Annotated in this window: 20 protein-coding genes; 6 read left to right on the top strand and 14 right to left on the bottom strand. The window is 51.4% G+C overall.

The features are described from left to right. Positions 1 to 111: 111 nt before the first annotated feature. From L1N82_RS08310 to L1N82_RS08270, 9 genes are all read right to left on the bottom strand, one after another. Positions 112 to 1,131 carry an LLM class flavin-dependent oxidoreductase gene (locus L1N82_RS08310; protein WP_235286905.1) on the bottom strand — a complete coding sequence of 340 codons (1,020 nt, stop codon included), beginning with the start codon at positions 1,129 to 1,131 and terminating at the stop codon, positions 112 to 114. A gap of 46 nt (positions 1,132 to 1,177) precedes the next feature. Then, the gene (locus tag L1N82_RS08305; RefSeq protein ID WP_235286979.1) at positions 1,178 to 2,122 is read right to left on the bottom strand and encodes a TRM11 family SAM-dependent methyltransferase; all 945 of its coding nucleotides are present in this window, start codon (positions 2,120 to 2,122) and stop codon (positions 1,178 to 1,180) included. Positions 2,123 to 2,253: 131 nt separating this feature from the next. Continuing rightward, a complete protein-coding gene (locus tag L1N82_RS08300; RefSeq protein WP_235286904.1) occupies positions 2,254 to 3,531 on the bottom strand; it encodes an ABC transporter substrate-binding protein in 1,278 nt (425 codons plus the stop codon). Then, positions 3,528 to 6,233, bottom strand: a complete 2,706-nt coding sequence (locus L1N82_RS08295; RefSeq protein WP_235286903.1) for a putative bifunctional diguanylate cyclase/phosphodiesterase — start codon at positions 6,231 to 6,233, stop codon at positions 3,528 to 3,530. The genes L1N82_RS08300 and L1N82_RS08295 overlap by 4 nt, the downstream gene beginning before the upstream one ends. A 426-nt stretch (positions 6,234 to 6,659) precedes the next feature. Further along, positions 6,660 to 7,652, bottom strand: coding sequence for an L-glyceraldehyde 3-phosphate reductase (mgrA, locus tag L1N82_RS08290; protein ID WP_235286902.1), 993 nt, complete (start codon positions 7,650 to 7,652; stop codon positions 6,660 to 6,662). Positions 7,653 to 7,669: 17 nt separating this feature from the next. Then, complete coding sequence (locus L1N82_RS08285) at positions 7,670 to 9,481, bottom strand: B12-binding domain-containing radical SAM protein (protein ID WP_235286901.1); 1,812 nt, start codon at positions 9,479 to 9,481, stop codon at positions 7,670 to 7,672. Between the two features lie 115 nt (positions 9,482 to 9,596). Further along, positions 9,597 to 11,159: a stalk domain-containing protein gene (locus tag L1N82_RS08280; RefSeq protein ID WP_235286900.1), complete on the bottom strand. Its 1,563-nt coding sequence runs from the start codon at positions 11,157 to 11,159 to the stop codon at positions 9,597 to 9,599. 117 nt (positions 11,160 to 11,276) lie between these two features. Next, a complete protein-coding gene (locus L1N82_RS08275; protein ID WP_235286899.1) occupies positions 11,277 to 12,401 on the bottom strand; it encodes an ABC transporter permease in 1,125 nt (374 codons plus the stop codon). Continuing rightward, the gene (locus L1N82_RS08270; protein ID WP_235286978.1) at positions 12,398 to 13,342 is read right to left on the bottom strand and encodes an ABC transporter ATP-binding protein; all 945 of its coding nucleotides are present in this window, start codon (positions 13,340 to 13,342) and stop codon (positions 12,398 to 12,400) included. Before L1N82_RS08270 ends, L1N82_RS08275 begins: the two co-directional genes overlap by 4 nt. Before the next feature lie 143 nt (positions 13,343 to 13,485). Here L1N82_RS08270 and rlmD point away from each other — a divergent pair, with 143 nt between their 5' ends. Beyond that, positions 13,486 to 15,270: a 23S rRNA (uracil(1939)-C(5))-methyltransferase RlmD gene (gene rlmD, locus L1N82_RS08265; RefSeq protein WP_235286898.1), complete on the top strand. Its 1,785-nt coding sequence runs from the start codon at positions 13,486 to 13,488 to the stop codon at positions 15,268 to 15,270. Between the two features lie 151 nt (positions 15,271 to 15,421). Here the strand turns inward: rlmD and L1N82_RS08260 are convergent, their stop codons facing one another. The 4 genes from L1N82_RS08260 to L1N82_RS08245 form a co-directional block, all read right to left on the bottom strand. After that, positions 15,422 to 16,726 (bottom strand): alpha/beta hydrolase family protein, encoded by a 1,305-nt coding sequence (locus L1N82_RS08260; RefSeq protein ID WP_235286897.1) that lies wholly within the window; start codon positions 16,724 to 16,726, stop codon positions 15,422 to 15,424. A 173-nt stretch (positions 16,727 to 16,899) separates the two neighbouring features. After that, positions 16,900 to 17,328: a DUF3021 family protein gene (locus tag L1N82_RS08255; RefSeq protein WP_235286896.1), complete on the bottom strand. Its 429-nt coding sequence runs from the start codon at positions 17,326 to 17,328 to the stop codon at positions 16,900 to 16,902. A 12-nt stretch (positions 17,329 to 17,340) separates the two neighbouring features. Continuing rightward, complete coding sequence (locus tag L1N82_RS23445; protein ID WP_235286895.1) at positions 17,341 to 17,787, bottom strand: LytTR family DNA-binding domain-containing protein; 447 nt, start codon at positions 17,785 to 17,787, stop codon at positions 17,341 to 17,343. Between the two features lie 650 nt (positions 17,788 to 18,437). After that, entirely contained in the window at positions 18,438 to 19,835 is a 1,398-nt protein-coding gene (locus L1N82_RS08245) for an MFS transporter (protein ID WP_235286894.1), read from the bottom strand. A gap of 144 nt (positions 19,836 to 19,979) precedes the next feature. Here L1N82_RS08245 and L1N82_RS08240 point away from each other — a divergent pair, with 144 nt between their 5' ends. The 4 genes from L1N82_RS08240 to L1N82_RS08225 all read left to right on the top strand — a co-directional run bounded on the left by L1N82_RS08240 (position 19,980) and on the right by L1N82_RS08225 (position 23,544). Next, entirely contained in the window at positions 19,980 to 20,354 is a 375-nt protein-coding gene (locus L1N82_RS08240; RefSeq protein ID WP_235286893.1) for an ArsR/SmtB family transcription factor, read from the top strand. Positions 20,355 to 20,467: 113 nt separating this feature from the next. Continuing rightward, positions 20,468 to 21,631, top strand: a complete 1,164-nt coding sequence (locus L1N82_RS08235; protein ID WP_235286892.1) for a DUF4317 domain-containing protein — start codon at positions 20,468 to 20,470, stop codon at positions 21,629 to 21,631. A 322-nt stretch (positions 21,632 to 21,953) separates the two neighbouring features. Continuing rightward, entirely contained in the window at positions 21,954 to 22,586 is a 633-nt protein-coding gene (locus L1N82_RS08230; RefSeq protein WP_235286891.1) for a glycoside hydrolase family 11 protein, read from the top strand. A 97-nt stretch (positions 22,587 to 22,683) separates the two neighbouring features. Continuing rightward, positions 22,684 to 23,544 carry a formylglycine-generating enzyme family protein gene (locus L1N82_RS08225; RefSeq protein WP_235286890.1) on the top strand — a complete coding sequence of 287 codons (861 nt, stop codon included), beginning with the start codon at positions 22,684 to 22,686 and terminating at the stop codon, positions 23,542 to 23,544. Positions 23,545 to 23,691: 147 nt separating this feature from the next. Here L1N82_RS08225 and sstT read toward each other — a convergent pair whose 3' ends face one another. Beyond that, positions 23,692 to 24,927 carry a serine/threonine transporter SstT gene (gene sstT / locus L1N82_RS08220; protein ID WP_235286889.1) on the bottom strand — a complete coding sequence of 412 codons (1,236 nt, stop codon included), beginning with the start codon at positions 24,925 to 24,927 and terminating at the stop codon, positions 23,692 to 23,694. A 272-nt stretch (positions 24,928 to 25,199) separates the two neighbouring features. On the opposite strand from sstT, the gene L1N82_RS23440 reads away from it, so the two are divergent. Further along, on the top strand, positions 25,200 to 26,204 hold the full coding sequence (locus L1N82_RS23440) for a DUF3231 family protein (RefSeq protein WP_235286888.1): 1,005 nt from the start codon (positions 25,200 to 25,202) through the stop codon (positions 26,202 to 26,204). Positions 26,205 to 26,212: the final 8 nt, after the last annotated feature.

The raw sequence follows: 26,212 nt of genomic DNA, 5'->3' as shown, positions 1-26,212 counted from the left end.
AGCGGGCCCACTCAAGGGTCCGCTGCAGCAACAAGCTCCTATTATCCTGCAAAATCAGGCGGGTTAGAACCGGAACCCGATGCTTCACTCATTAGAATATATGGCCCTATATCACCTGCCTGCTTCCTGCAAGCCAAGCTCCCTGGCCAGAAGCTTGCATGCCTGCAGCTTGGCCTCATAGCTGTCCAGCGCCAATGTAACCATCAGCTCGTCCACTTCATAGTCGGCGGCAAATTCCAGCAGTCTCTGCTTTACCCTCGCTGGTCCGCCTACAATCATGCGCTTGCGGTTCTCAGCCATCCGCTGGCGGTCAAAGTCATCCGGCTTGTAAGCGGCCGCTTCCTCCGCTGTAGGAAAGGGCGTCCTGCTCCCCAGCTTCTCAAGAAGCAGGAGTCCGACATCGAGAGGCAGCGCCATCTGCTCAGCCAGCTCATCGGTCTCCGCGCATACAACCATAATGCAAACCCCAGCCTGTGCTTCCGTTCCTAACGAACCAGGCCGGTAATGCTCCCTGTAGCTTCGGACAACCTCCTGGCCGCCATCTCCGTTAATGAAATGGGCAAATGAGAAACGGGCCCCAAGCTCCGCCGCCCTCTGGGCGCTGTGTCCCGTCGAACCCAAGAGCCAGACATCCGGCGATGTGTCGATGAGAGGGGTTGTCAGCAGTCCATGATAAGGATGGTCCTGCGGGAACCCTCCTCCAAGGAAACCGCCGAGATCATGCAGCGATTCCAGATAGCGGTCTTCACTATTAGCTGGCTTTCCATATCGGAGAGCCATACTGGCCAGCGGCATCCCTCCCGGAGCCCGCCCAATTCCGAGATCAATCCTCCCAGGGTACAAGCCTTCCAGCACCCGGAAGGTTTCCGCTATCTTGTATGGACTGTAATGAGAAATCAGCACACCGCCTGAGCCTACACGAATGGATGTGGTCTGGGCGGCAATTGCCGCGATCAGCACCTCCGGAGCCGAGCCTGCCAAGCCAGGCGTATCATGATGCTCGGAAACCCAAAACCTCGTGAAGCCCAGCTTATCCGCTTCACGGGCAAGCCTGACCGTTTCCTCAAGCGCCTGCCGTGCTGTCATTCCCCTTCGGACTCGTGACTGATCCAGAATACTTAGTTTCAGCATTAAATTCTTCTCCCTTCTCCTTAACCTGCAAGCGTCCACCCGGCAGCTACCGGCATCTGTAAATTCTTCTTGCAAACCGGCCTTTCCGCAGCGTACTGCGGCCCTCTACATAGAAGCCCGCAAGGTTAATGGCTTCCTCAATATCATCGATAGAGACGATTACTGCACAGTCCTCGGTCATACGGCGCAGCGCCTCAAGCATTTCTTTAAGCGTATCGTCCGGCAGTACGGAGCATTTGTTGTACGGTAAATCAAGGATCGCAGCATTATAGCGGGCCTGGATGCCGCGCATATCCGCCACTTGTACACGGTCTGGATATCCAAAGTGTGCAAGATTGGCCCGCGCTCCCCTTACTGCAAGAGGATTGAGATCAAATCCCTCTATATCTACGCCTATCGCCATCGCTTCCAGCAGCACCGTACCTATCCCGCAGCACGGATCTACTGCACGTACGCCTTCGGGCTGCGGTACCGCAATATTAACCAGTGCTCTTGCAGCGCGGACCGGCAGAGCCGTCGAATAGGATTGCGGTTGGCTGTTATGCTTCATCCAGTCAGCTCCGGAAGCCGTATATTCTCCCAGAAGCCAGCGCCCTGACAACCTGGCGGCACCGATCAGACGCGCAGGACTGCGAAGATCTGCATTTCCCTGAAGACGCCCGCCGATAAGCCGTTCCGTCTGCAGCCTGGTCTCATAATCCAAGTCATCATCAGTGCGAATAAAAACAGCCTTGTAAGGCTGCTCGATCAGCGCCCATCCGCCTGCGCAATCGAGCAGCTTCTCCAGACTATCCGCTTCCTCCAGAATATCGAGTCTGCCTTTCAAATAGGGACTTCTCCCCGGTTCAATCAGCCGCTGACTTAACAGATATCCCGATCCTTCCTTCACCGGTATTCCCGTGTTGCCGAACAGCTGCTGCGCCTCCATTGCGAATAGTTCTGCTTCATCCTCATGGCAGGCGTATATGTATAATCGGTTCACCCGGCTCATCCCCATCCTGCTCGATCTGTTGCGACCTAAGCTATTACGTTCCCACTATAAAGCAAAGATGCGATAAATTAAAGAGCGGGCGGTCCTGGTGGTCTTAACGACCCGGACTGCCCGCACCCGCATGCTTAATCTTATTTTCCGTCCAATGCCGTCTCCAGAATAACCTTCCTCTGGTAAGCGAACTGCGCATTAATGGACTGCTCTAATTCAACCAGCATATCCTTAACCGGGCGGTTGGATTCGGCCGCATCCTTGAGAAATGAGCCCCAGCGCTCTGAGATCGCCTTGTCAAAAGGGGATATCGTCTGAGGCTTCATGTTGGCGATTGCCTCGGCCGTCACATGATCAATGTCCTGCCCGTCTAGCATTGGATGCCGGTTTACCCAGCTCGACGGCTGCCCCGCGGAGGATATTCCGCCGATATACTCCCAAGCAAGCACCTTGTTATTGCTCCGTTCCGGGATCAGAGCCACTGCACCTCCAGTTGAGCCGTACAAGTTCATAGGCAGCTTCGTTACGCGCCACTTGCCCTTAGTCTCCGGAGCCCATTGCTCAAGCGATCCAACCCCCCACGTTCCGAGGTAAACCATCGCCAGCCGCCCGCTGCGAAGGGCCTCCTGTCCATTCTCGTCCCAGATGGACAGGTTAAGAGAGAGCCCCTGGTCTGCAAGCTGACGGCATAATTTAATCGCGGCCTCAAACTCCCGACCAGTACGGGCAAACAGGAGACGATCGCTCACGTAACCGTTACCCCAGCCCGTAATATCGGCTGGCTCTCTGTCATGCTGGAAGAGATAGATATCCTTCTCGGCCAGTATCCGGGCTGCTTCCAGCCAGTTACCCGGGTCCTCCAGATATTCTCCCAGCTCCTCGGGTTCATAGGGCAGTCCTGCCTCCTTGAACAGATCGTACCTGTAGAACGTTACGGCAACCGGAAGCTCCAGCGGCAGCGCAATCCATTCGTCACTTCCTAGCATCTGGTATCGCGAATGATAGTTGTCCGGAATGCGCTCCTTAATAAATTGCTCACCAAAATTAGGCGTGTTCAAGTTCTCCAATGCCCCAAGCGTATTAAAAGAACCGAGCATACTATCGTCAATGATCATCACATCCGGTGCTGTGCCATCCGCCATGGCCTGCAGGTAAGCATCCGCCGCTTCACTGTGGCTAAAGATTCTGGTCTTAACTTTTATACCTGGCCTGCTCGCCATAAAATTATCACTATATGGGCCCGGATCGTAAAAGCTCCAAACGTGAAGCTCTTGATTCTGAATTTCTTGGACCGGCTCTGCAGCTCCATTTAGCGACTCAGGCGTCACCCGCTCTCCCCTGTATAAATCGCTCGAGCATCCGCAAGCCAGCAGCAGGAACAGTCCGGCAGCCCATCTCATTATAAGTATCCGTCTCACACTAAATCCTCCTTGCGGCTGCCGCCAAGCAGCGGCATCTGCTGTCTTAAAATCTGCTCTATACCGGATAAGGGCAGCGGCCTGCTGAAATAATAGCCCTGCAATTCATCGCAATCAATGGAAGACAGGTAATCATATTCCTTGCTGGTCTCTACCCCTTCGGCGACAACCCGCAAGCCCATTCCGTGCGCCAGCTGAACCACAGCTGACACAATCGAGGATTTGGTCTCATCCCAGCCGATATTCTGGATGAAAGAGCGGTCAATCTTGACGGCGTGCAGCGGCAGATCCTTCAGTTGAGACAAGGAGGAATATCCGGTACCAAAATCATCAATGGAGATTCGGATCCCCATTGCTTCCAGCTTCCGCAGCACTTCCGCCGTCGACTGCTTGTCCTGCATCAGGAATCCTTCCGTAATTTCAATTTCTAGAAGCTCTGCATCCATTCCTGTCTCCTCCAGGATCGATGTGAACAGCTGCAGCAGATTGGGATTCTCGAATTGACGGGCCGAGAAATTGACTGCCATAACAAGCTTAGGGTAACCTGCAAGCTGCCACAACTTGTTCTGCCGGCAGGCCGTCCGCAAAACCCACTCGCCAATCGCGTGAATGACGCCGGTCTCCTCGGCAAGCGGTATGAATTTATCAGGCGGCACTATGCCGAGCTCAGGCTGCCGCCAGCGGATCAGCGCTTCAACACCGTGGATCTCTCCTGTCGCTGTGCATACCCTCGGCTGGTAAAACAATTCAAATTCCTCAAGCTCCAGCGCTTTATGAAGACTGTTCTCCAGCTGCAGCCGTTCGGACAGACGCGCCTGCATGCTCGCGGAGAAAAATTCATACCGTCTTCCCCCCGCACCCTTCGCCGCATACATGGCTGCATCTGCATTCTTGACAATCTCGTCGCCGCTGTAACCATCATCCGGATAAACGCTGATTCCAATACTGGTGTGAATATAGAGCTCATGTTCACCCAAGAATATAGATTGCTGAAACGCCTCCAGAATTTCTTCGGCTACTTCTGCCATAAGCTCACGGCTTGTCCCGTCTATCAGGACAACAAACTCATCTCCGCCAAGACGGCATACCGTCATGTCCCCATGCCGCAGCTTCCGTTCCTGCTGGATGGCTTCAAGCCGGTTTCCAAACTCCTTCAAGAGCATATCCCCTACCGCATGGCCCAGCGTATCATTAATCTGTTTGAAACGGTCAATATCCATGAACAGGACACCAATCAAACCGTCGGATGCGGAATTTTCATGATTTGCAATCATCGTGCTGAGCAAGCCGGTAAAGCAAAGCCGGTTCGGCAGACCAGTAAGAACATCATGGTAAGCAAGCTTCTGCATCTTCGCCTCAGATACCGCCAGCTTGTCGGTCTGAATGCGCAGCGACTGATAGAGCCCTTCGGATTCGTCGAGCATCCTGGTTACATTCTCCGACATATCCGCAAAATTGTTGATAAGCAGGTTAACTTCCTCGACCCCGCTGGAGGGCCATTCGACCTTCTCATGGTTATGTAGCCTCTCAGGCAGACCCGAGGTGATGCCGGCCAGCTTGCGAAGACTTCCTGTCACATACCGCCCTGTATATATGCTGAAGAACGACATCAGAATAACAAAGGCCAATATTCCTACATAATTAATAAGATAAAGGGTAATTAAATCAGCCGCATAAAGCTGCATAGGCACACGAATTTGCAGGGTAAAGGAAGTCTCCGGCAGCTTGGACGTATGAATGTATACAGCTTCCTTCCAAGCATCAATAACAAACGGGGTTCTGTTGTCATCCGGGAACTGAATATAGAAGTTGTCCTCGAGCCGGTAAACGATCCCTTCCATCTTCCAGTCTTTGCCTGCATCATCAAGCCGATTCTTACTGCCGATCAGCAGATGCTGCTCCTGATCTAGCAAACCCATCGATATCAGTGATTCATTATCCGCCTTCACCATAACATCCCGCAGCACACCGATTTCCGCTATTGACTCCAGCTTCAGGGCACGCAGCTCCTGATCCGGCCACGTATTCAGTTCATCCGCGATATAAGCCGCAATCGCCCCGGAACGCTGATGCGCCTTTTGATCTAAGTCCGAGGTGTGGAAGATGCTGCCCGAAAGTATAAATACGATGAAAGGGAACATTGAGGCCGCCATTGTCAGCTGGAACACGATCTGCCCGAGCGGTACCCTGCTGCGGCTGAATACCCCTTCGTTAATCCATTTCCGGGCCGGAATATAAGCAAGCAGAATGTTGGCGATCAGTGCGTTAAAGGTTCCGTTCACAGCTGATTTGCTGACATAGATCGTAATAACCGCATTCAATTCCTTGTTGAAGACGAAATAGAGAACGAACAGGATAGGGGCAGCTGCAAACAGCCAGTATTGAAGATCAAGAATAAACAGGTTTCGTCGCTTCTTCCTTAAGAGGATGCCGACTACGGCAACTTCCAGAACCAGCAGGAAGACGAGGGAGGAATTCCCGCCTATGAAATAGGAGATAGCGGCTACAACAGCAGCCCCTCCTATGGCGGCAGGAATATTAAATAAAAGAAGCAGCAGCAGCAAAAAAATACTGCTGAATGAAATATCAAGTCCGAAAATCATGGGGATTCGCAGCAGCTCACCCGCCGCCCCGAGCACCACCAGCAGCGCAAAATAAAAAATTCTCCTGGAGTGGAGGTTCATCTTCCTCGTATCAAACATAGCCATCTTCCCGTCTGTATTATCGATTGTTCGTGCTGTGTAAGGAAAGAAACGTTGAAGTAAGAGTCAGCCTAAAGTTTATATGAAACTTTATCATGACCAGCAGTCTATGAAAGCGATTTAGAAATGAGTATCGGCAGCAGATAAATCATTATGCGAGTAGTTGTGATGTATTATAATCATACATAATTGATGGAATATGGATGGAATATGGATACTCTCATGGTTTAATGGAAAAGTAACTGTCTACTATTCTAGCATAGGCAATTCGGCCTATGGAAGCAAAATGTTGGTGAGATGACGAACATATTAACGGAATGACATATGAATCATTCCGTTTACCAGTTTATACAAAAAAACGCGCCGACAGTTCATCTGTCTGCGCGTTCCTTCTGTGTCACTATTACCTGTTAAGTCCTTATCACTCTAGCCCTTTAAAATTTCTTCAATGGCATCCAGCTCTTCTGTGCTGAAGTCCAGATTATTCAACGCCGCTACGCTGTCCTCGATCTGGCTGACACGGCTCGCACCAATAAGCGCTGAGGTGACACGGCCTCCGCGGAGTACCCATGCCAGCGCAAGCTGTGCCAGCGATTGTCCGCGCTGTGCAGCAATGTCGTTAAGCTTGCGGAGCTTCTCCACGAGTTCAGGCGTAATTTGGCTCTCCTGAAGGAAGACGGAAGGCCGGGCCGCACGTGAATCCTCGGGGATTCCGTTTAGGTACTTATTCGATAAGAGTCCCTGGGCAAGCGGGCTGAATACGATGCTGCCCACTCCATTATCAGACAGAACATCCTGCAACCCATCCTCAATCCAGCGGTTGAACATGCTGTACGACGGCTGATGAATGACGATCGGCGTTCCGAGGCGGTTCGCAATCTTGATCGCTTCCGCCGCCTGCTCCGCACTATAGTTGGAGATTCCCGCGTACAGGGCCTTGCCTTGCCGAACGATCAAGTCGAGCGCGCCAATTGTTTCCTCCATTGGCGTGTTAGGGTCCGGACGGTGATGATAGAAGATATCGACATAATCAAGGCCCATTCGCTTCAGGCTCTGGTTGAGGCTCGCAACAAGGTACTTCTTCGATCCCCATTCCCCGTAAGGACCTTCCCACATATAGTAGCCGGCTTTGGTCGAGATGATCATCTCATCCCGGTAAGGCGCGAAGTCGTTCTGCATCATCACGCCAAACATTTCCTCGGCGGAACCGGCTGGCGGGCCATAGTTGTTGGCAAGGTCAAAATGTGTAATACCGAGATCGAAGGCGCGCCGCAGCATCGCACGTCCGTTCTCAAAGCTGTCTACCCCGCCGAAATTATGCCACAGGCCCAGCGAGATCGCCGGGAGCAGCAGTCCGGAATGGCCGCAGCGGTTGTATTTCATCGATTCGTAACGATTGGATTCAGCTTGATAAACCATAGGTTTCCTGTCTCCTCTCAAATTGGCTGACGGGACTGCCTGCCAAGCCGCATGGTGTACGGAACAGCCGCAGGAATGCCTTCCTTCTGGCGGTATACCATTAGCAGGAGCGTATCCGCATCCTTCTTGATCTTGCCTTCACTTAAGTAGTGGTCCAGGTCAAACGGCAGACGCTCGATAACGGCATGCTTGTGAAGCTCCCGCTCGGCAAGACCGGCTTCGGCAAAATTCCCCGATACCTCCTCCGGACGTTCGGCAAGCAGCTTTATCCAGCCGGCCAGCTCCTGCTTGTCCAGCTCAAAGGACCACCAGACCTTGCGCGGCTTGTAATTATGATTCAGAAAATAATCGTATTTCATCAGTCCGAGCACGACATCAAGGTCCAGCTTATAGGCTGATTCCAAGGAGGAAGACTTATATTCTGTCAAGAAAGACCACAGTCTTGAGAATAAATCCTCCAGCTGGTGGCCAATTCTCTGCCAGCCCCTCTCCTCCCAATAATCCCCGAATTGCTGAAAGAAGTCAAATGGCGAATCAAACACCTGCTCCACCAGGTGAAGCAGCGTATGGTCCATCCTATGGGCGTTCCAGTATTTCTCAAGTACATCCTCAACCCGCTTGATGCGGATAATATCATCAAACGGCAGCAGGTTATTGCCCAGGATTTCATAAGGGGCCCGGTCCATAAAGATGTAGCCGTATTTGTCCGCATCAAGCCGCATGCCAGTTCCGCGCAGCATCTTCAGGAAGCCCAGCTGAAGCTCTTCGGGCCGCAGCGCGAACACATCATTGAACGTCTTGCGGAACGTGTTATAGTCCTCATGCGGCAGGCCGGCGATTAAATCCAGATGCTGGTCAATCTTGCCGCTTTCCTTCACCTTGACCACCGTGCGGGTTAGCTTCGTAAAGTTCTGACGCCTTTGGACCGCCTCGTTGGTGATATCGTTCGTGGACTGCACGCCAATCTCAAAGCGGAAAATGCCGGGCGGCGCATGCTCTGCGAGATAATCGAGCACCTCAGGCCGCATAATATCGGCTGTAATTTCAAATTGGAAGACGCAGCCCTGGTGGTTCTCAATTAGGAAACGGAACATCTCCAGCGCGTAGTCGCGCTTAATGTTAAAGGTGCGGTCAACAAACTTGATCAGCTTCGCTCCCTTGTCAATCAAATAAAGAATATCCGCTTTGGTGCGCTCGATATCGAAATAACGAACCCCGACCTCGATACTCGACAGACAAAACTGGCAGCTGAACGGGCACCCCCGGCTTGTCTCGAAATATACCACGCGGTTCGCCAGTGTGGGTTCATCCTCGGGAAAGCGGTGCGGCGAGGGCAGCGTCGCCAGATCAAGCTTGGGCCTTGGCGGATTGATCCGGATTTCCTTCGTGCCGTCGGCCAGCTCCTTGCGGTAAGCCGCACCAAACACCATATGATATTTGCCGCTCCCCGCGATCTCGGTCAGCAGATGATGGAAGGTCTCTTCCCCTTCGCCAATGACGATGAAATCCACCTGCGGAAGACGCTCCATCCAGAAGCCGGTGTCATAGCTGACCTCCGGTCCTCCCAGAATGATGCGGATCTCCGGCATGATTTTCCTCAGCATATCAATAACCGTTATCGTCTCTTCAATGTTCCAGATATAACAGGAGAAGCCCACCACCTTCGGCTTCCGGGCGTACAGGTCGGACACGATGTTCATGACCGGGTCCTTGATGGTGTATTCCGCAATATCGATATCGAAATCCCGCTCACTGAATGCTTTCAGGCAGCGGAGAGCGAGCGACGTGTGAATGTATTTCGCGTTAAGTGTTGCAAGTACCACTTTCATAATTGAGGTCCCTCATTTGTAGGCAAGTTACGTACATTGTACCGAATCCATGGCAAAAAAAGAAGAGCAGGCCCCAGCGGGCCTGCTCCGGTCGGTCTGCGAATCGGCCGTATGCCTAGTCGCGCACCTTAATATGAAGCCGTTCCAAAATTTGCATATCGATAATCGGGTACCGAACCTGCCAATTGCCGCTCTGCGTCTGTGTGACCTCGCTGGTCTCAAAGCCCCGCGGCTTGGCGTTAAAGATTTGTTCATAATAGACGAGGAACTGGATTTTCTCATCTGGCAGCATACGCTTCAGCTCAGCGCCAAGATTAAGGGCCCACAGACGCAGTTCATTCGACGCCTTGTCTCCATAAATCATATAGAAGGCCGGGTCCATCACGGTGGAAATGACCAGCCAGCCTTCCGCATCACGCGTGACATTCCACTTCTCCAGATCGGCGTAGCCCTGTGTGGTCATGATCTCACTGTACTGTTCATTTAGCAGCTCCGCGATTTCCTCTGTTGAAGCATTCTTTAGTGTAGCGGGCAGCTTCGAAGGCAGGAACGCAATGGATGCCGGCTTCTTCTTGGCCTCTTCGAGCTCCTCCTCCAGCAGCAGGTGATAATACTCGATGGTAACCGCAAAGTTCAAATCCGCGACTGTATCATCGATACCGGATGAGGTAATGCCGATCAGTTCACCATATTCATTGAACAATCCGCCACCCGAACTGCCGTGATCGATTGGCGCGCTGATCTGCAGATAGCGGATGCCATTATCCAATATTACGATGTTACTGATCAAGCCCTCGGACACGGTATTCCGCATACCGAGCGGGCTCCCAATCGCGTATACCCGGTCACCCTTGCGGGCGCTGCCCCAGGAACCCAGCTTCACCGGCTCTATACCAATTGGTTCCTTCGTGCGGATGACAGCCAGGTCTGACTGCTCATGATGGACAGCAACCCCCTGAATCGTCAGGTGACTGCCGTTATTCAGCAGGACCTCTCCCTCTGTCGCACCCTCCATAACATGGTAGTTAGTTAGAATCCAATGGTCCCCGATCACTACACCGCTGCCTTGGCCGTAATCCGTCATAATCATGACGACCTTGTCATCATTGAGCTCTACAAGCTCCGTTGATGTCAGCGGCTTCGCTGCGGGCTTGGCCGGACTTGCCGCTTCTGTATTCGCTTCATTGTCTCTCTCAGCTTCATACTGGTATTCCAGCGACTCTATCGTGATCGTTCTGTTCTTGGCATTCCACGAAATATCCGCACCGAATGCTTCGCTTATGAAGCGCAGCGGCACCATCGCGGAACCGCCGATCACTTCCGCGGGGGTACTGAGCTTAACGTTCTTGCCGTTAATTACAGCAGTAGACGAGCCAACACGAAGTGTAATCGTCGTTCTTCCTTTGCTCGCAATGATTGTCTTAGTCTGCTGTTCCCATATCACTTGCGCCTTCAAGGCGCTGAACACCGGACGCATCGGAACGAGCGTAGTGCCTTTCTTCTGGACGGGCGCCTGACTGAACGCCACCTTCTTGCCGTCAACATAGACGATAATGTCTGACTTGCCGCTCACCGACTGCGCTGCAGCTGCTGCTTGCGGTACCGCCGCCTGCACTGGCAGGGCGACAACCGCCGCTGCGAATAAAGCTACCACTAGTTTCTTGACTGTTGTTATCATGTGTCAGCGCATCCCCCAAGCTCTCCTATTTCTCCCAATCCTCTCATCCTAGCATCCTGCCCTTCCGTTTGTCCAGCGGCAAATAGAGGACAGGATGCCGGAATAACTCTCCCGCAATTACTCCCATTTAAATACAAGACTCGCTGCAATAAAAGCAGCAGCCAGCCAGCCGCCAAGCACAAGCGCCTCAACCCACACTTCTCCGATCCCCGCTCCCACGTTCATGACCTGCCGCAAACCTGTGCTCAGATGCGTAATCGGAATAGCCTTTACAATAGGCTGCATGAAGGCCGGCATATCGCTGACCGGGAAGAATATCCCGCCAAGGAATAAAAGCGGGAATGAGACGAAGCCGGCAATCGGCCCCGCGCTTTCCGGCGTTCGCGCAAGCCCCGCAATAATAAAGCCAATCGCCATGAAGGCCAGCGTGCCGAGCAGCACAAATCCGAGCAGCAGCAGCCAGCTCCCGTTCATCTGGGCGCCGAATACGAATACGCCCATCAGCAGCACTATGAGCGCCTGCGAGCCGTTCATCAGCAGCCGTGCTGTAATCTGCGCTGCGATGAAGGTAGACGGCCTCAGCGGTGTGCTCTGCATTCTGCGCAGGATGCCACGCTCCCGCCAGGACGCGATCTGACCTGCGACTCCGTTCAAGTTGTTTGACATGATCATCATCGCTACAATCCCCGGTACGATAAAATCCAGGAAGGTGAGATTCAGCGACTGTACGCCAACCGGCTCTACCGCGACGACAGGACTGTACTCGACAACTGCCTTGCTGACTTCATCCGCAGCCTGAGCCGCCGCATTGAGCGCAGACATCGACTTGGATGCCTGTGTCTGGTCATAGTAGACAGTCAGGCTGCCCCCCGGACTGTCTGCAGCGCCGCTGTTTTGTCCGGTGACGGCCGCCTCAACGTTATCGCCGAAGCCAGCGGGGATGATGATCAGCACCTGCTTCGTGCCATGGCGCAGCTCCTTCATGGCCGCTTCGCGGTCCGCAGCCTGTTCCAGCCTTAGCACGGCCTCCTGTTCTTCAAGTGCTGCCAGAACCTGGGCGGAGCGATCGCTGCCATCCTCATCGATCCAGTAGCCTTCAACCGCCCCGCCGCTGCCTCCGCCCATGAAGGTGCCCAGCATGAAGATGAAGACAACAGGAAAAAAGAGCGTCCAGAACAATACCTGCCGGTTGCGTCCGAACAGCCGCAGCTGCGCGAGCGTCAATTGAATGTATGGTTTCATTCTTCTCTCAGGCTCCTTCCTGTCATCTGGATGAACACATCCTCAAGCGTTGCGGTGCGCGTCTGCAGATCGGTCAGAGCCAGGCCTTCCTGGTCGGCAAAGGCAATCAGTCCGGTCAGCGATCGCTGCAGCGCATCCGTATACAAAACCCAGCTTTCCTTGCGGTACTCTATCCGGCGCACACCGTCGATCGTTTCAAGCCGCTTGGCCAGCCTCTCTCCTGCCGGTTGATCTGCCCCGGCTTCACCTGCCGGCAGACGGAACTCAATAGCGCTCTCCGATGCCAGACTGCTGATCAGATTGGCGGGAGTATCCAGCGCCACGACCTTCCCCTGGTCCATCAGGCAGATCCGGTCGGCAAGTATACGCGCTTCATCCATATAGTGAGTGCTGAGAACGATCGTCTTGCCTTCATCACGCAGCCGCAGCACAATATCCCACAATGTGCGGCGTGCCTGCGGATCAAGCCCGGTTGTCGGCTCATCCAAAAATACCACCTGCGGGCTGTGAACGATCGCGAGCGCAATGGCAAGCCGCTGCTTCTGGCCGCCGGAAAGATGCTTGACCCGCCCGTTCAGCTTATCGCCCAGTATCATGCTTTCGAGGAGCGGTTCAATCGGCACGGTTGGCGTATTATAGAAGCTTGCATACATGCGGGTAATCTCGCGGACCGTCAACAGATCGAACAGCGACGTCGCCTGCAGCTGCACACCGATCACTTCCTTGACCTTGGCCAGCTGGGTCCTGGTGTCATAACCCGCCACTCGGGCATAGCCGTCATCGGGTTTGCGCAGCCCTTCGATCATCTCCATCGTAGTTGTCTTGCCGGCGCCGTTAGGCCCGAGCAGCCCAAAGATTTCACCGCGTCTTACGTCAAAATCAATGCCTTTCACGACGGTCTCCGCTCCGTACCTCTTAACCAGCCCGCGTACCTCGATGATCGCAGGACCTTCGGCTTCAGAGCTGCTGCTAAGGTGCTGCCGCTCCGTTTCCCGTGCTGTATCCACTTCTGTCCCCTCCCTTAATCTATCGTCCCATGCTCAACAGTTTCATTATAGCAGTCCGGGGGTCCGGGCGGAAACGATTGACAGGCTGGGAAAGACCGGATTATGGCGGCTCCAATGCGGTTTATGCTATAGTGAGAGCACCTGAAGAACCAACGAAATGGAGCGTAATAATGGACGCCAAACCGAACGCAAAACATAGAGCAAAACATAGATCAGAAGCTTCACCGACTGCCAAACAGCCTGCACAGCTGAATAAGCAAGCACCTTCTTCAAGGAATAGTGCCGCAAGCGCACGCCCCGCTCCTGCCAGGTCAGCAGGCTCAAAGGCCGGGGACAAGCGCGCAGAGGCCAGGCAGAAGGACCTGCGGCAGTCTTCCGTCAGCCAGGGACAGGCGGTAAGCCGGAATGCCGGCGATATTAAGAAGCGGCCCCCGGGAGGAAGCAAGCAGACCTATTCCGGCCGTTCAGCAGCTCCCGCTGCTCCAGCTTCGGCGGACGAAGTTAAGGTTGGGGACAAGCTGGTCGTTACGATCAAGCGGCTTGGCATCAACGGCGAGGGCGTGGGCTACTACAAGCGCAAGGCCGTATTCATCAACGGCGCTCTGCCGGATGAGGTGGTCAAAGCCACCGTCACAGCCGTGGAGCCGAAGCAGCTGGTCGCCAGGCTGACGGAGATTGAGCGGCAATCTCCGCATCGCATTGCGCCGCCGTGTCCGGTCTACGACACATGCGGCGGCTGCCAGCTCCAGCATATGGCCTATGAGGGCCAGTTGCTGGCGAAGGAGGAGATCGTGCGCGAGGCCTTCGCCCGCTACGCACGCATCGACCGGGACGCGCTGCCCCTGCGTCCCGTGCTTGGGATGGAAGCGCCTTGGAGCTACCGCAACAAGGCGCAGCTGCAAGCCGGCCCGGGTCCTGGCGGGCGGCTTGCCCTTGGGCTGTACGAGCCGGGCAGCCGCCGGCTCGTGGACATTACGGGGTGCGCCGTGCAGCACCCCGGCATTAACGCTGCCGCCGCCAAGGTGCGGCAGCTGGCCGACCGGCTCGGCGTGCCGGTCGGCACGGGCAGCCGCGGCGGCCTGCGCACCATCGTGCTGCGCGTCGCCCCCCATTCGGGCGAGCTGCAGTTGACGCTCGTCGCGGCGGCAGAGCAGTTCGCGCATCGCGACGAGCTGGTCGAGCTGGTGCGGGAGCAGGCTCCCGAAATCACGTCGATTTCGGTTAATATCAATCCCGGCACCTCACCTCTTGTGTTCGGTGAACGCACCGAGCTGCTGTGGGGCAAGCCCGCTCTCGGCGTGTCGCTGGGCGAGCTTCAATTCGACCTGTCGCCGCGGGCCTTCTTCCAGCTTAATCCGGAACAGACCGTCAAGCTGTATAACTCGGTTAAGGAAGCCTCCGCACTTACCGGCAAGGAGACTGTCGTCGACGCTTACTGCGGTACAGGGACAATCGGATTGTGGCTCGCGCCGTTTGCCAAGGAAGTGCGCGGCATTGAAGTCATCGAGGAAGCGATCGAGGATGCGAGGCGCAACGCCGAGCTGAACGGCCGGGAGAATGCCAGCTTTTACGTAGGCAAAGCAGAGGAGCTTCTCCCCCGCTGGGTCAAGCAGGGCTACCGCCCGGATGTGATCGTCGTCGATCCGCCGCGGACAGGGTGCGATCCCGCTCTGCTCCAAGCGATCGTCAAGACCAAGCCGAAGCGCATGGTCTATGTCTCCTGCAACCCTTCCACACTGTCCAAGGATTGCAGCTACCTGCTGGAGAACGGCTTCGAGCTGAAATGGGTCCAGCCGGTTGATATGTTCCCGCAGACGAGTCATGTGGAGTGCGTATCGCTGTTAGTGCGGAAGGACCATTAAATCGGGGATGTACTGGCGGAAATAACAAAGAGGGGTGCCGAACCCCTCTTTTTGTTTGGGCTCGGGCCTACCTTACAGTGGTGACTCTTGAACAAAAATATGACCGCCATACAGGAATAGGCGGTCACAAGCCTGCATACGAAACAGATACTCAATAGGTCGCTTTTGGAACGAACTGACCTTGATTCTTCAGTACATAGTCAAAAAAACGAAGGATCAGTTCATTTTGCGTTTCAATCGCATAATACTTATCGATTTCTGCTTTTCCGTCTTGCAACAGGTTTGCCAAGATAGGAGAAAACAATGGCAGATCAGTTAAACTTAGATGTTTTGCGCCTTCAAAATGAACGGTGTATGCATCTTTAAAATTTTCATTCGAGATTTTATTCGCGATATACGAAGAACTGCTGTCGAGTTGTATCCACACATCATCCGAATAAACATTAAGCAGCGGAGTGGTGTAAGGTTCGGATTTTGCATATAGTTCGTTCGCAGCTTCATCATACGCAAGCTCGCTAAAGAATGGAGCATCTATATTTACCACGGCGTCAATATCATCGCGTTCTCTGCTCAGTGCTACGCTTGCTGCACCACCCATAGAATGCCCGAACACGCCTATTTTCTCTGTATCGATGTGTTCATATACTGAATCTTTTTTGTGCCCGGCTTGTTCCAGAATCGTATCCATGACAAAGTCCATATCATCCGTTCGCAATTCCATCCATTTTTGAGTAAGCTCAAAATACTCACCAAGCGAATAAAACCCTGGTTTATTAGCATTGTTGACTTCTTGCATGTACCCAGGATCCACTGTCACGATCTTTCCATCTTCGGAAATGGTATAAAAAGAATGATAAGGATGGTCAATGGAAACAACGACATAACCGTGACTCGCAAGTTCTGTAAAGGTAGAAGTGTTGCTTGCTCTAATACCGAATGCTCCATGGGAGAACACAAGCAAAGGGTAGGTTCCGTCTGCCTGTTCAGGATACCAAAACTCTACATTCACAAACCGATTGTCAGCCTGATCCGTAAATTCTTCGTTACGATTCTTGTCCATATAGCTGTAAGTGGCCGTCGCCACTGCATACGGACCTGTCTTCTGCGGCGGCCTATGCTGTGGAAAAAGTAAAGCTGGTACAAGAGTAACGACTACAATCAGTCCTAACAAAAGAAATTTCCATATAGCGGAAAAAGTTTTGTATCGCGGAGTGTGTGTCTGTCTGCGCAGGAGTGCAACCATTTCCTTGAACGCTAGTATAAAGAGCAAGCCTGCAAACAGCCCCCAAGTGTACTCCCATACGACGATTTTCCCCAAGATCAGTATCATAAATCCTATAAATATTGCGATTCTCATCCAACTCTTGGTCTTGCTGCGGCTTTGTTTGGTTGCAATGGAATAGACAGCAATTGCCAGTTCAAAAACTAACGTAACAACAAGTATGAAAATCTCCATAACGCCTCTGCTCCTCCTCCAACTTTTTATGAGTTCATCATAAGAAATGGCAGAGCAGGTGTATACGCATAAACAATAAGCTGTAGCTGAGGGCCAATAAGTTGTAAAAAACACCGCAATGAAGTGTACTTACGCTGCGAATACGGCTTATTAGAGAGCAGTTTGAATACCTTCTAATTCTCGTTTTTGAATGTTTTTAATCGATCATTAATCTTTTGGGCTTCCTTTTTGTCATTCCTATAGGTCAGCAGGCGAACGATCGCGTATACTACGGCAATTTGTACAGCCAGTAATAGAATACCGGAAGTGGTGTATACGAGATTCAATAGGACAGCCATAGAAATCAAAAGAACCTCCAGAAAGAGGAAATGGAAAATCACCCGGAAGCGCATTTGATTCTCGCTAATCGCATGCGGCGTATATAAAATGATTCCGGTCAAAACACCCAGAAAGGAGAACGCCATAATTGTAAAAATCGAATGTAACTCGAAACTTGCATCAGGAGCATAGATTTGCCGCAATATAGCCATGATTATCATGATGGAGGCGAATATAAGCAAGAAATCTCTGATCATTTCTTTGATGAGCCCGGAATACTTCATATAGGTCCCCCTTTATAATCCAAGCATGCGTTTAAGCATGGGTACATACTGCCGTGATATGACTACCCTTTCCCCGTTATCCAATAATGCTTGAAAACGGCCGCTGATCGATGGATGAATACTGGCAATCTTAGCTATATTCAGAATGGTCGATTTAGAGGCGCGAAAACAATGTTTCTCTCTGCATAGTTCCTCCAGCTCATAAAGCTTTAGTTTCACTTCATGAACGTTGTCTTTACCATACGCAAACACTCTGCCGTCAACAGCTTCAAAATAATAAATATCACTTAATTTGATGCGGCTAATCTTATCCTCACGATAACCAAGTATAATGAGCGTTTCGGTTTTTATTTTACTAACGAGCTCATGTATTTCTTCGTCTACTTGGTGACACCTGATGCGGATCTCCTCTTCTTCTGTCTGGTCTATTATTTCGATGGATATTTTAATAGAAATCACCCTCGTAAACTCGAATTAATCCTTGTTAACTCTCATAATACGTAAATCATATAACGAAAAGGCATTGTTCGGAAACAAAACAAGCCATATTTGCAGCTGTGCAGATCTACGTCTCATACGAGCATCGAGGCACTCTCTTGTTCAGCACCTTAAATACTTCTGAAAAATCACAGAGTTTTTCATTTGTAACCTTTTGATGCGGGACAAAGGTAAAGTTCTTAAAACATAGACCGTGAAGTGAACATGATGTTCATTGTGTTATACATTGCAGCTCCGATAATTTGCTATGCAATAATGATTGCCTTCGTTCACTAAAAGCCGTCGGTCGTGCAGACTTTTCTGCAGCAGTCCACCCAGTTCAACTTAAAGCCTGCAGGATAGAACTGTCATCAAGGGGTCATATAATCCCGGGAAGAAGCATTCATTGCTGATTATTTTTGAGATACGGTGACCAGGTTATACCCCTAAAGCCCGAATCATTAAAACTGCTGATCCAGGATCGGATTAAGAAGCTGCTCAATCATTACCAACAAAGATGACTGAAGGGTGCCTGCGCTCTCTTGAGCAAATCAGCAGCTGCTACGATGCGTCAATCAGCCTAAAGAACCACCTTCGTTTCGAAGATGGTTCTTTAGGCTGAAACGGTGCCATTACGACACAGAAGATGCAGACTCCTTAATCTGCTGGCTGGCCGATCCGGCATGACGGATATAGAAAAAGGCACAGACCATAGCAAGCAAAACGACAATAGTCATTCCCCAGAAGATGCTGCTATATGCGGAAGCTATCGGGCGGTCTTGCTGCCATTCGAGAGCAGCTGCCGTTGCCGCGATCCCGAATGCTCCGCTGAAGAACTGCAGCAGCTGGAACAACCCCAGCCCCGAGCCTACCTGTGTTCCGGGCAGCAGTCGTGACAACTCATTAGAGACGCTGCTAGACAGGAATGTAAAGCCGACACTCATCAGCATATAGATGAATAGAATCGCCCATGACGATTGCGCAGCAAAGAGAGCAAACAAAACAACCGAAGCAAGCATGAGCAGGGGAATGTATTGAATGATGAGGCGGTTGCCGTAACGATCAATAATTCTGCCGACTAAGCGTGAGAGAATCATGGCCAGTAATGAGCCCGGAAAGATAATGAAGCCCGAATGGCTGGCCGATAGTCCGAATTGGTTGACCAGAATTTGCGGTAAAATAAACAAGGTGGCAAAGCTGCACAGATAAGCAATAATTCCGACGGCGCTGGCCGTTAAATAACGCACATTGCGAAACAGAGCCGGTTGGACGAAGGGATCTCTGGCCATACGGATACGCACGACAAACAGGAAAATGGCGCCCAGACCGACAAACAGCCAATACCAGACCTGACTGGTAAGGAACAGCAAAAGGCCCGTCGTTCCGATCCCTGCGAACAGGGCGCCGAGCAGATCGAAACTCCCTTTTGCCGGTATCTCTTTGGGAAGCAGCCGGATGTAGAAGGGAATCAGCAGCAAAGTAAGCGAAGTAATACCAAAAAGATAATGCCAGCCCAAATATTCGACAATGACTCCTCCGATTACGGGACCTAAGCCCAAACCCAGAGACGCAGCCGACATAATTGCGGCCATTGCTTTGCCCCTTCTATCCACGGGGATATATCTTGTTATGAGCACCATGGAGAGCGCTGGAATAGCACCTGCGCCCGAGGCTTGAATCAGACGCGCGAATAAGAGCGGAAGAAAGCTATTGCTGAATAAGCCGATAATGGCGGCTCCTCCAAACAAAAAAATGCCGGCCACATACAGTCTTCGGATCGGAACAAAATCGGATAGTCGACTGAACGTGATCGACGAAATGGCAAACAAAATAGAGTAGCCTGTGACGATCCACGATACCGAGGTGGCTGAGAGCGCGAAATCATGCGCGACATCGGGCAGCGCGAGGTTGAACATCATGGTATTCATAATGACAAGCACGATGGAAAACCCGAGCAACAGCGTCAAGACACCTTCGTGAATCTGCGCCTTGTCTTCGCTTGTGCGATTAGCTAAGTCCGTATCTGACATGATATCCCTCTTCTCTCTAAGTTCTAAAGTTCGATTATAGTCGAACTTTAGAAATATAGCATGGAATATGTTACGATGCAATTAGAACTTGCCAATTAATCACCGGCAGCGTTTACACGTTATGGACAGAAGGGGCTGCTCCGTTTGAAAATCTTGCATCATCCCGATCGATCGGATATTCAACTCACTTCAGTACTTTATGCGCTTAGCGATCCCATTCGCATCCGCTTGGTGGCTACATTGGTTAAGATGGGAGAAGGTTCATGCGGATGTCTTGACTTGCCGATTGTTAAGTCGACCTTGTCCCACCATATGCGAACACTTCGTGAAGCCGGTATCATCCGCACGCGAATTCAAGGCACACAGAGGCTGCAGAGCATTCGGCATGAAGACTTGGAAGCTCGTTTCCCGGGGCTGCTCCATACGGTGCTGCAAGCTTACGAATCCTCGACAGGCGCGGCAGCAGAATACCCTCTTCCCGAAGGATGGGCAGAGCCGAACCAACAGAAAAACGGATAGTTTAATCATAATACTTGGTGCTCTCCCCTCACGGTTGTCAGCAAAGTAATAGTTCTATCACATCGTTTATACTAGTAAAGCCATCTCACTTCTTAGGAGTTGTAAACCCGACTATGATAAAAAAAGAAATCGCGCATATACGCAAGCAGTTTAAGCTGGACCATGAAATGCTCAAGGTTTTCGATATTATGAATGTGTATATTATGAAGGAAAGCAGCGAGATCTATCACTATGAATGCCAGCCCTTCGCTCTTGTGGATAGAGAAAAGCAGGAGCTGTATATGGGCAACTTCAAGAAGCTGCTGGCTGGCGAATTGGATCAGAAGCTGTTCGAATTGAAATTTCAGGAGCATGCCGAGGAGCCCTCGCAGGTGCTTCTCCACCAGGGCTTGGTGACCGGCGACACAGAAGAGTGGATGAATTTGATGCTTGTGCTCGTGCAGAAGATGCTGGCGGACAAGACATACGAACGGGATACGGTCGTTACTTTCATCCGCGGGCAGTACTTCCGGCCGACCAAGGGCAGGAATGAAGAAGCCGAAGAGAGTGAAAAGGATGAGATGTTCGCACACCCATTCATTTTGTGCAGCGTGAATTCCACGGAGCAGCCGCGGAACACTCTTTTGTTCGATTATGTGGAGCGGGAGTTCAAGTACAACGTGATCGTCGATCCGATCATCAAGCTGAGCGCGCCGGATCAAGGCTTCTTCTATCCCAGCGTAACGGACAACGCATCCGACGTGAACCGCGTTCTATACTGTGCCGGAAAAGCGAACGAGCCGAACATCCAATTCATCGAGCAGGTCTTGACTGCCGAGAAGACGGTGACGGCTCTGGAAGAAAGAAGCATCTTCGAGGAAATCGTGAAGGAGGTCGCGGGAGATCAGTTCGATGCGGCCACGATCGCTCATGTATATGAGGAGATTCACCAGATCATCGAGACCAATGAGGAGGAGGAGCCTCCGAAGCTGGACTACCGGGATGTAGAACGTATGCTGACGGCGAGCGGCGTAGAGGATGTAACAACCGAAAAGGTGGAACAAGCGTTCCAAACCATCGTCGACGACCGGAATTATGAGCTCAAAGCGAGCAGCGTCATTCCGAAGTTTACGTCCAAATCAATCAAGATTGATACTAAGATCGCCACCATCTCGGTCAGTCCGCAGGACTTGAAGTATGTGAAGCAGGTCAATTACCGCGGGAAAAAATGCCTCTTGATCGAAGTCGACGAAGATGTCGTCATCGAGGGTTTTACGCTCAATACGGAAACGTTGTAGATCCGGCAGCTGTCTTTGCATGAACGGGTTACTCAGCAGCTCATACATTACAGTCCTCTCTTCATTGAGAGGGCTGTTTTTGTGCATCCCCTTGCTTCTGTCTTCTCTCTAATATATGAAAGAATATTTAAAATCTAGGGGTTTACCTTTAATTTCTTAATTGTTATGTAAACGCTTACTTACTATACTTTTAGCTACAAGGGAGGTGAGCAATGGTATATCAAGGGTAGCAGAGGGCTAGCTGTGAGCTGGCTGGAGAACAGTTGTCTAGCATAAGCAAGTCTGGGCTGCAACAGAACACAAATCATTTAGGAGGGATTTTATGTTTTCGTTCAAAAGGAAGTTCTTGACGGTAATGGCGGCAGCCACAATGAGTTTCAGCCTGTTTGCGTCTGTCTCAAGTGCAACAGATTATTGGCAGAACTGGACCGATGGAGGCGGAACCGTTAACGCAGTTAATGGAGCCGGGGGCAATTACAGTGTTACATGGTCCAACACCGGTAATTTTGTTGTCGGTAAAGGCTGGACTACCGGTTCACCAAACCGGACTATAAACTACAATGCCGGTATCTTCGCCCCATCGGGCAATGGTTACCTAACTCTCTACGGGTGGACAAGAAACTCGCTTATCGAATATTACGTGGTCGATAACTGGGGAACTTACAGACCTACCGGCACCTATAAGGGAAGGGTGAACAGTGATGGCGGCACCTATGATATCTATACAACGATGCGTTACAATCAGCCTTCTATTGATGGCACGCAGACGTTCCAGCAGTACTGGAGCGTCCGTACGTCGAAGAGATCGATCGGAACCAACAATACGATCACATTCAGCAACCATGTCAACGCCTGGAGAAATGCCGGGATGCATCTGGGGAGCAGCTGGTCCTACCAGGTGCTGGCGACTGAAGGATACCAGAGCAGCGGAAGATCTAACGTGACGGTGTGGTAACAGGCCGCAAGTTGTAATGCCTTAATATTGCCTGGGGCTGCCGGTCTCACAGCCGGCGGCCTCAATATATTCCTATCCGGTTAAAGGAGATGGAACCATGAGAAAGCTGTTGATCCCCCTTCTGATAGCCATAATGGCGGCTGGCAGTGCTTGTTCGCAAGACGAGCCTCTGCAGAGTAAGCAGTCTGATCGTCACGATGGCCTTGTCTTCATCAAAGGCGGGACCTTCACGAATACAAAGTCCAACTTTTTCGGCAAAAGTGAAAGGATATCTGACTTTTATATTGGACAATACGAAGTCACGCAGCAGGAGTGGACTGAGGTAATGGGCCATAACCCTTCCGCATTCCAGGGCGATGGTCTGCCGGTTGAAATGGTAAGCTGGTATGATGCGGTTGAATACTGCAACCTAAGAAGTATAAAAGAGGGCCTGATGCCGTATTACCATATAGACAAGGGCAAAAAAGACCCGAATAACAGGAGTGAGCACGACAACCTGAAGTGGACGGTAACGATCGACCCGGAGGCTGACGGTTACCGCCTGCCGACTGAAGCGGAGTGGGAGTATGCCGCAAGCGGCGGTCAGCAGAGCAAGGGATACACCTACAGCGGAAGCAGTGATGCAGATGAGGCTGCATGGTATTGGAGGAACGCCGGTGATAAATACTTATCTGGCGACTGGAACTGGCCGATTATAGAAAATAACCGCAACAGAACGAAAGCTGTCGGGTTGAAGAAGCCGAATGAACTGGGACTGTACGATATGTCAGGTAATGTGCGCGAATGGTGCTGGAACTGGTACGGTGACAGCTTGGACAGCAGCAGCGGCTCTTACCGGGTGGTTAAGGGCGGCGGCTGGATCGGCGGCCTTATCAATAATGCCGTGTCATACCGGGGCAAATTTGAGGCAAATGGCTTCGGTCCCGACCAGGGATTTCGTGTCGTACGCAGCGGATAAGCCGGTACAAGACATATCGCGGAGTCCATCGGCTGTAACAGATCAACAAGCTTCCCCCGGCTGCATGAACAGTCCAACGGGAAGCTTGTTAGTTCTGCTGTCTTCAACTCATCCTTGCACCCTCCCCCCTTCATGACCTATATCTACTCAGGGATTTATCACTAAGTCCTTGTCCTCTTTGCGCTTCCTCGAATAGTCAGCCGCAGCTGTAAACAGCACGTCGGAGGACGAATTGAGTGCCGTCTCGCAGGAATCCTGCAGCACGCCTATGATAAAACCGACACTTACGACCTGAATCGCAACGTCGTTCGAGATGCCGAACAGGCTGCAAGCCAGCGGTATTAGGAGAAGAGAGCCTCCCGCTACACCCGAGGCACCCGCTGCAGAAACGGCAGACAGGATGCTGAGAATAAGCGCTGTGCCAAAATCCACTTCTATTCCAAGCGTATGGACCGCTGCAAGTGTCAACACCGAAATTGTGATCGCCGCCCCTGCCATATTGATGGTAGCGCCCAGCGGGATCGATACAGAATACGTATTCTTGTCCAATCCCAGCTTGTCGCACAGCCTCATATTCACTGGAATGTTAGCTGCGGAGCTGCGGGTAAAGAAAGCGGTAATCGCACTGTCCTTCAAGCAGGTAAAGACCAGCGGATAAGGATTCTTGCGAATGGTCAGGTATACAATCAACGGATTAACGACAAGCGCGATGAGCAGCATGCATCCGATCAGAACAGCAAGCAAATGTCCATAATCGTCGATTAAGGAAGCGAGTCCGTTGGTTGTAACGGCTTCAAACACAAGACCCATGACGCCGAGCGGTGCCAGGTTGATCACCCATCTTACAATTTGTGAAACGGCATCCGATAAGCTCGCAATCATATCCTTGGTCGTCTCGGATGCATTTCTAAGCGCGATACCCAGCAGGACAGCCCAAGCGAGAATACCGATATAGTTGGCATTCATCAAGGCGTTGACAGGATTGTCCACTACATTAAAGAGCAGCGTTCTTAATACTTCCACAATGCCAGAAGGAGGAGACAGATCCTCTGCTGCGGATACAAGCGATAAGCTTACCGGAAAAATAAAGCTGGCCGTCACTGCGACCAGCCCAGCGAGCAGCGTGCTGATGCCATAGAGGACGATGACCGATTTCATACTGGTTTGAATGCCAGCCTTATGCTTCGAGATCGCGGACACCACAATGAGGAGCACCAGCACAGGTGCAACCGACTTGAGCGCCGATACAAACAACGAACCGAAGATGGTGACCCAGTCAGCAGAATCGGGAATCGTTAAAGCCAGCACAATCCCGGCCAGTATCCCTACAAGTATCCGTATGACAAGGCTTAAACGGTTCCATTTCATGAGCAGATTTTTCATTTTCTAACCCCCGAATGTTTAGTACAAAAGTATACATAACCCACACCCCCGCAATGAATCGGAGAGCAGCGTCAGTCAACCAGATGCGGTTAGTTTAGCATGAATACTGTTGTAGGTGAATAAATATGTACTCTGTATATAAAATTTCGTTATTTGTTCAATACCTGTCATCCTTGCTAATAAAGAATTGTATAGTTGGGGCATATTAGGACTGCATGAATTTCATCCATAAAGTGTATGCCAGGCTGTCCAGGAATTAAGGAGGAATACGGGTGGAAACAAATCACAACATACAATTAACTGCCGGAGAAATAAGCCAATTATGGACGACCTACTTAAATGATACCATGGCTGTTTGCGTCCTCGGCTATTTCAATAACAAGGTCCAGGATACCGAAATCAAGCCAGTGGTTGAATATGCGTTAAGCTTGTCCGAGAAACACCTCCAAACTATATCCTTTATCTTCAACCAAGAAAACCATCCTGTCCCCAAGGGGTTTACCAAGGAAGATGTTAAGGTGAATGCACAGAGGCTTTATACAGATCCCTTTATCCTCTACTACCTTAAGCTCTTCGGGAGATTAGCGTTGTTCAATTATTCCTTTGCTGTAGATATATCGGCTCGCAAGGATGTCAGGGCTTTCTTCTCCGAGTGTATCGCTTCCTCCCTGGAGCTTAACAGACTGACGAGTGAGGTCCTCCTATCCAAAGGCCTGTACCTGAGACCGCCTTATATCCCGACACCCGAGAGCGCGGAATTTGTTCAGAAACAGAACTTTCTTAATGGTTTTTTTGGTGACACAAGACCGGTTAATTCAATCGAGATCTCCCATCTGTTTGAGGGCATACTAACCAACTCTCTCGGTAAAGCCACACTGATGGGATTTATGCAGGCCGCGCAGCATCAGGAAATCAAGAAATATCTTAAGCGAGGAGTAGAAATTGCTGAGAAGCACGTAGCAGTATTTAGCGATTTTCTTCGCAAGGATGATCTGCCTGCACCAACATCCTTTGAATCCTGTGTGACGGATTCCACTGATTCACCTTTTTCTGAGAAATTAATGATGTACCACACTTCCGCCTTAATTCAAGCTGGGAACCTGAACTACGGATTTGCCTTGGCACTGTCCATGCGTAACGATCTGTCCGCTTCTTATTCCCGCCTAATGGCCGAAGTTCTCAAATATGCCGAAGACGGAATCAATATTATGATTGACAATGAATGGCTTGAGAAGCCTCCTCAGGCAGTCGAGCGGGCTGTAATCGCAGACATTTGAGGAAAATA

It is taken from the genome of Paenibacillus tarimensis, from assembly GCF_021532315.1.
Taxonomy (GTDB): Bacteria; Bacillota; Bacilli; order Paenibacillales; family Paenibacillaceae; genus Paenibacillus_I; species Paenibacillus_I tarimensis.
This window is presented reverse-complemented; position numbering and strand designations above follow the sequence as displayed.

Bases quoted from the DNA above. Each gene is read 5' to 3' on its own strand.
- L1N82_RS08225 (WP_235286890.1), top strand. From the start codon at position 22,684: ATGAGAAAGCTGTTGATCCCCCTTCTGATAGCCATAATGGCGGCTGGC.
- L1N82_RS08310 (WP_235286905.1), bottom strand. From the start codon at position 1,131: ATGCTGAAACTAAGTATTCTGGATCAGTCACGAGTCCGAAGGGGAATG.
- L1N82_RS08295 (WP_235286903.1), bottom strand. From the start codon at position 6,233: ATGTTTGATACGAGGAAGATGAACCTCCACTCCAGGAGAATTTTTTAT.
- mgrA (WP_235286902.1), bottom strand. From the start codon at position 7,652: ATGGTTTATCAAGCTGAATCCAATCGTTACGAATCGATGAAATACAAC.
- sstT (WP_235286889.1), bottom strand. From the start codon at position 24,927: ATGAAAAATCTGCTCATGAAATGGAACCGTTTAAGCCTTGTCATACGG.
- L1N82_RS08255 (WP_235286896.1), bottom strand. From the start codon at position 17,328: ATGAAGTATTCCGGGCTCATCAAAGAAATGATCAGAGATTTCTTGCTT.
- L1N82_RS08285 (WP_235286901.1), bottom strand. From the start codon at position 9,481: ATGAAAGTGGTACTTGCAACACTTAACGCGAAATACATTCACACGTCG.
- L1N82_RS08260 (WP_235286897.1), bottom strand. From the start codon at position 16,726: ATGGAGATTTTCATACTTGTTGTTACGTTAGTTTTTGAACTGGCAATT.
- L1N82_RS08305 (WP_235286979.1), bottom strand. From the start codon at position 2,122: ATGAGCCGGGTGAACCGATTATACATATACGCCTGCCATGAGGATGAA.
- L1N82_RS08280 (WP_235286900.1), bottom strand. From the start codon at position 11,159: ATGATAACAACAGTCAAGAAACTAGTGGTAGCTTTATTCGCAGCGGCG.
- L1N82_RS08245 (WP_235286894.1), bottom strand. From the start codon at position 19,835: ATGTCAGATACGGACTTAGCTAATCGCACAAGCGAAGACAAGGCGCAG.
- L1N82_RS08230 (WP_235286891.1), top strand. From the start codon at position 21,954: ATGTTTTCGTTCAAAAGGAAGTTCTTGACGGTAATGGCGGCAGCCACA.
- L1N82_RS08235 (WP_235286892.1), top strand. From the start codon at position 20,468: ATGATAAAAAAAGAAATCGCGCATATACGCAAGCAGTTTAAGCTGGAC.
- L1N82_RS08275 (WP_235286899.1), bottom strand. From the start codon at position 12,401: ATGAAACCATACATTCAATTGACGCTCGCGCAGCTGCGGCTGTTCGGA.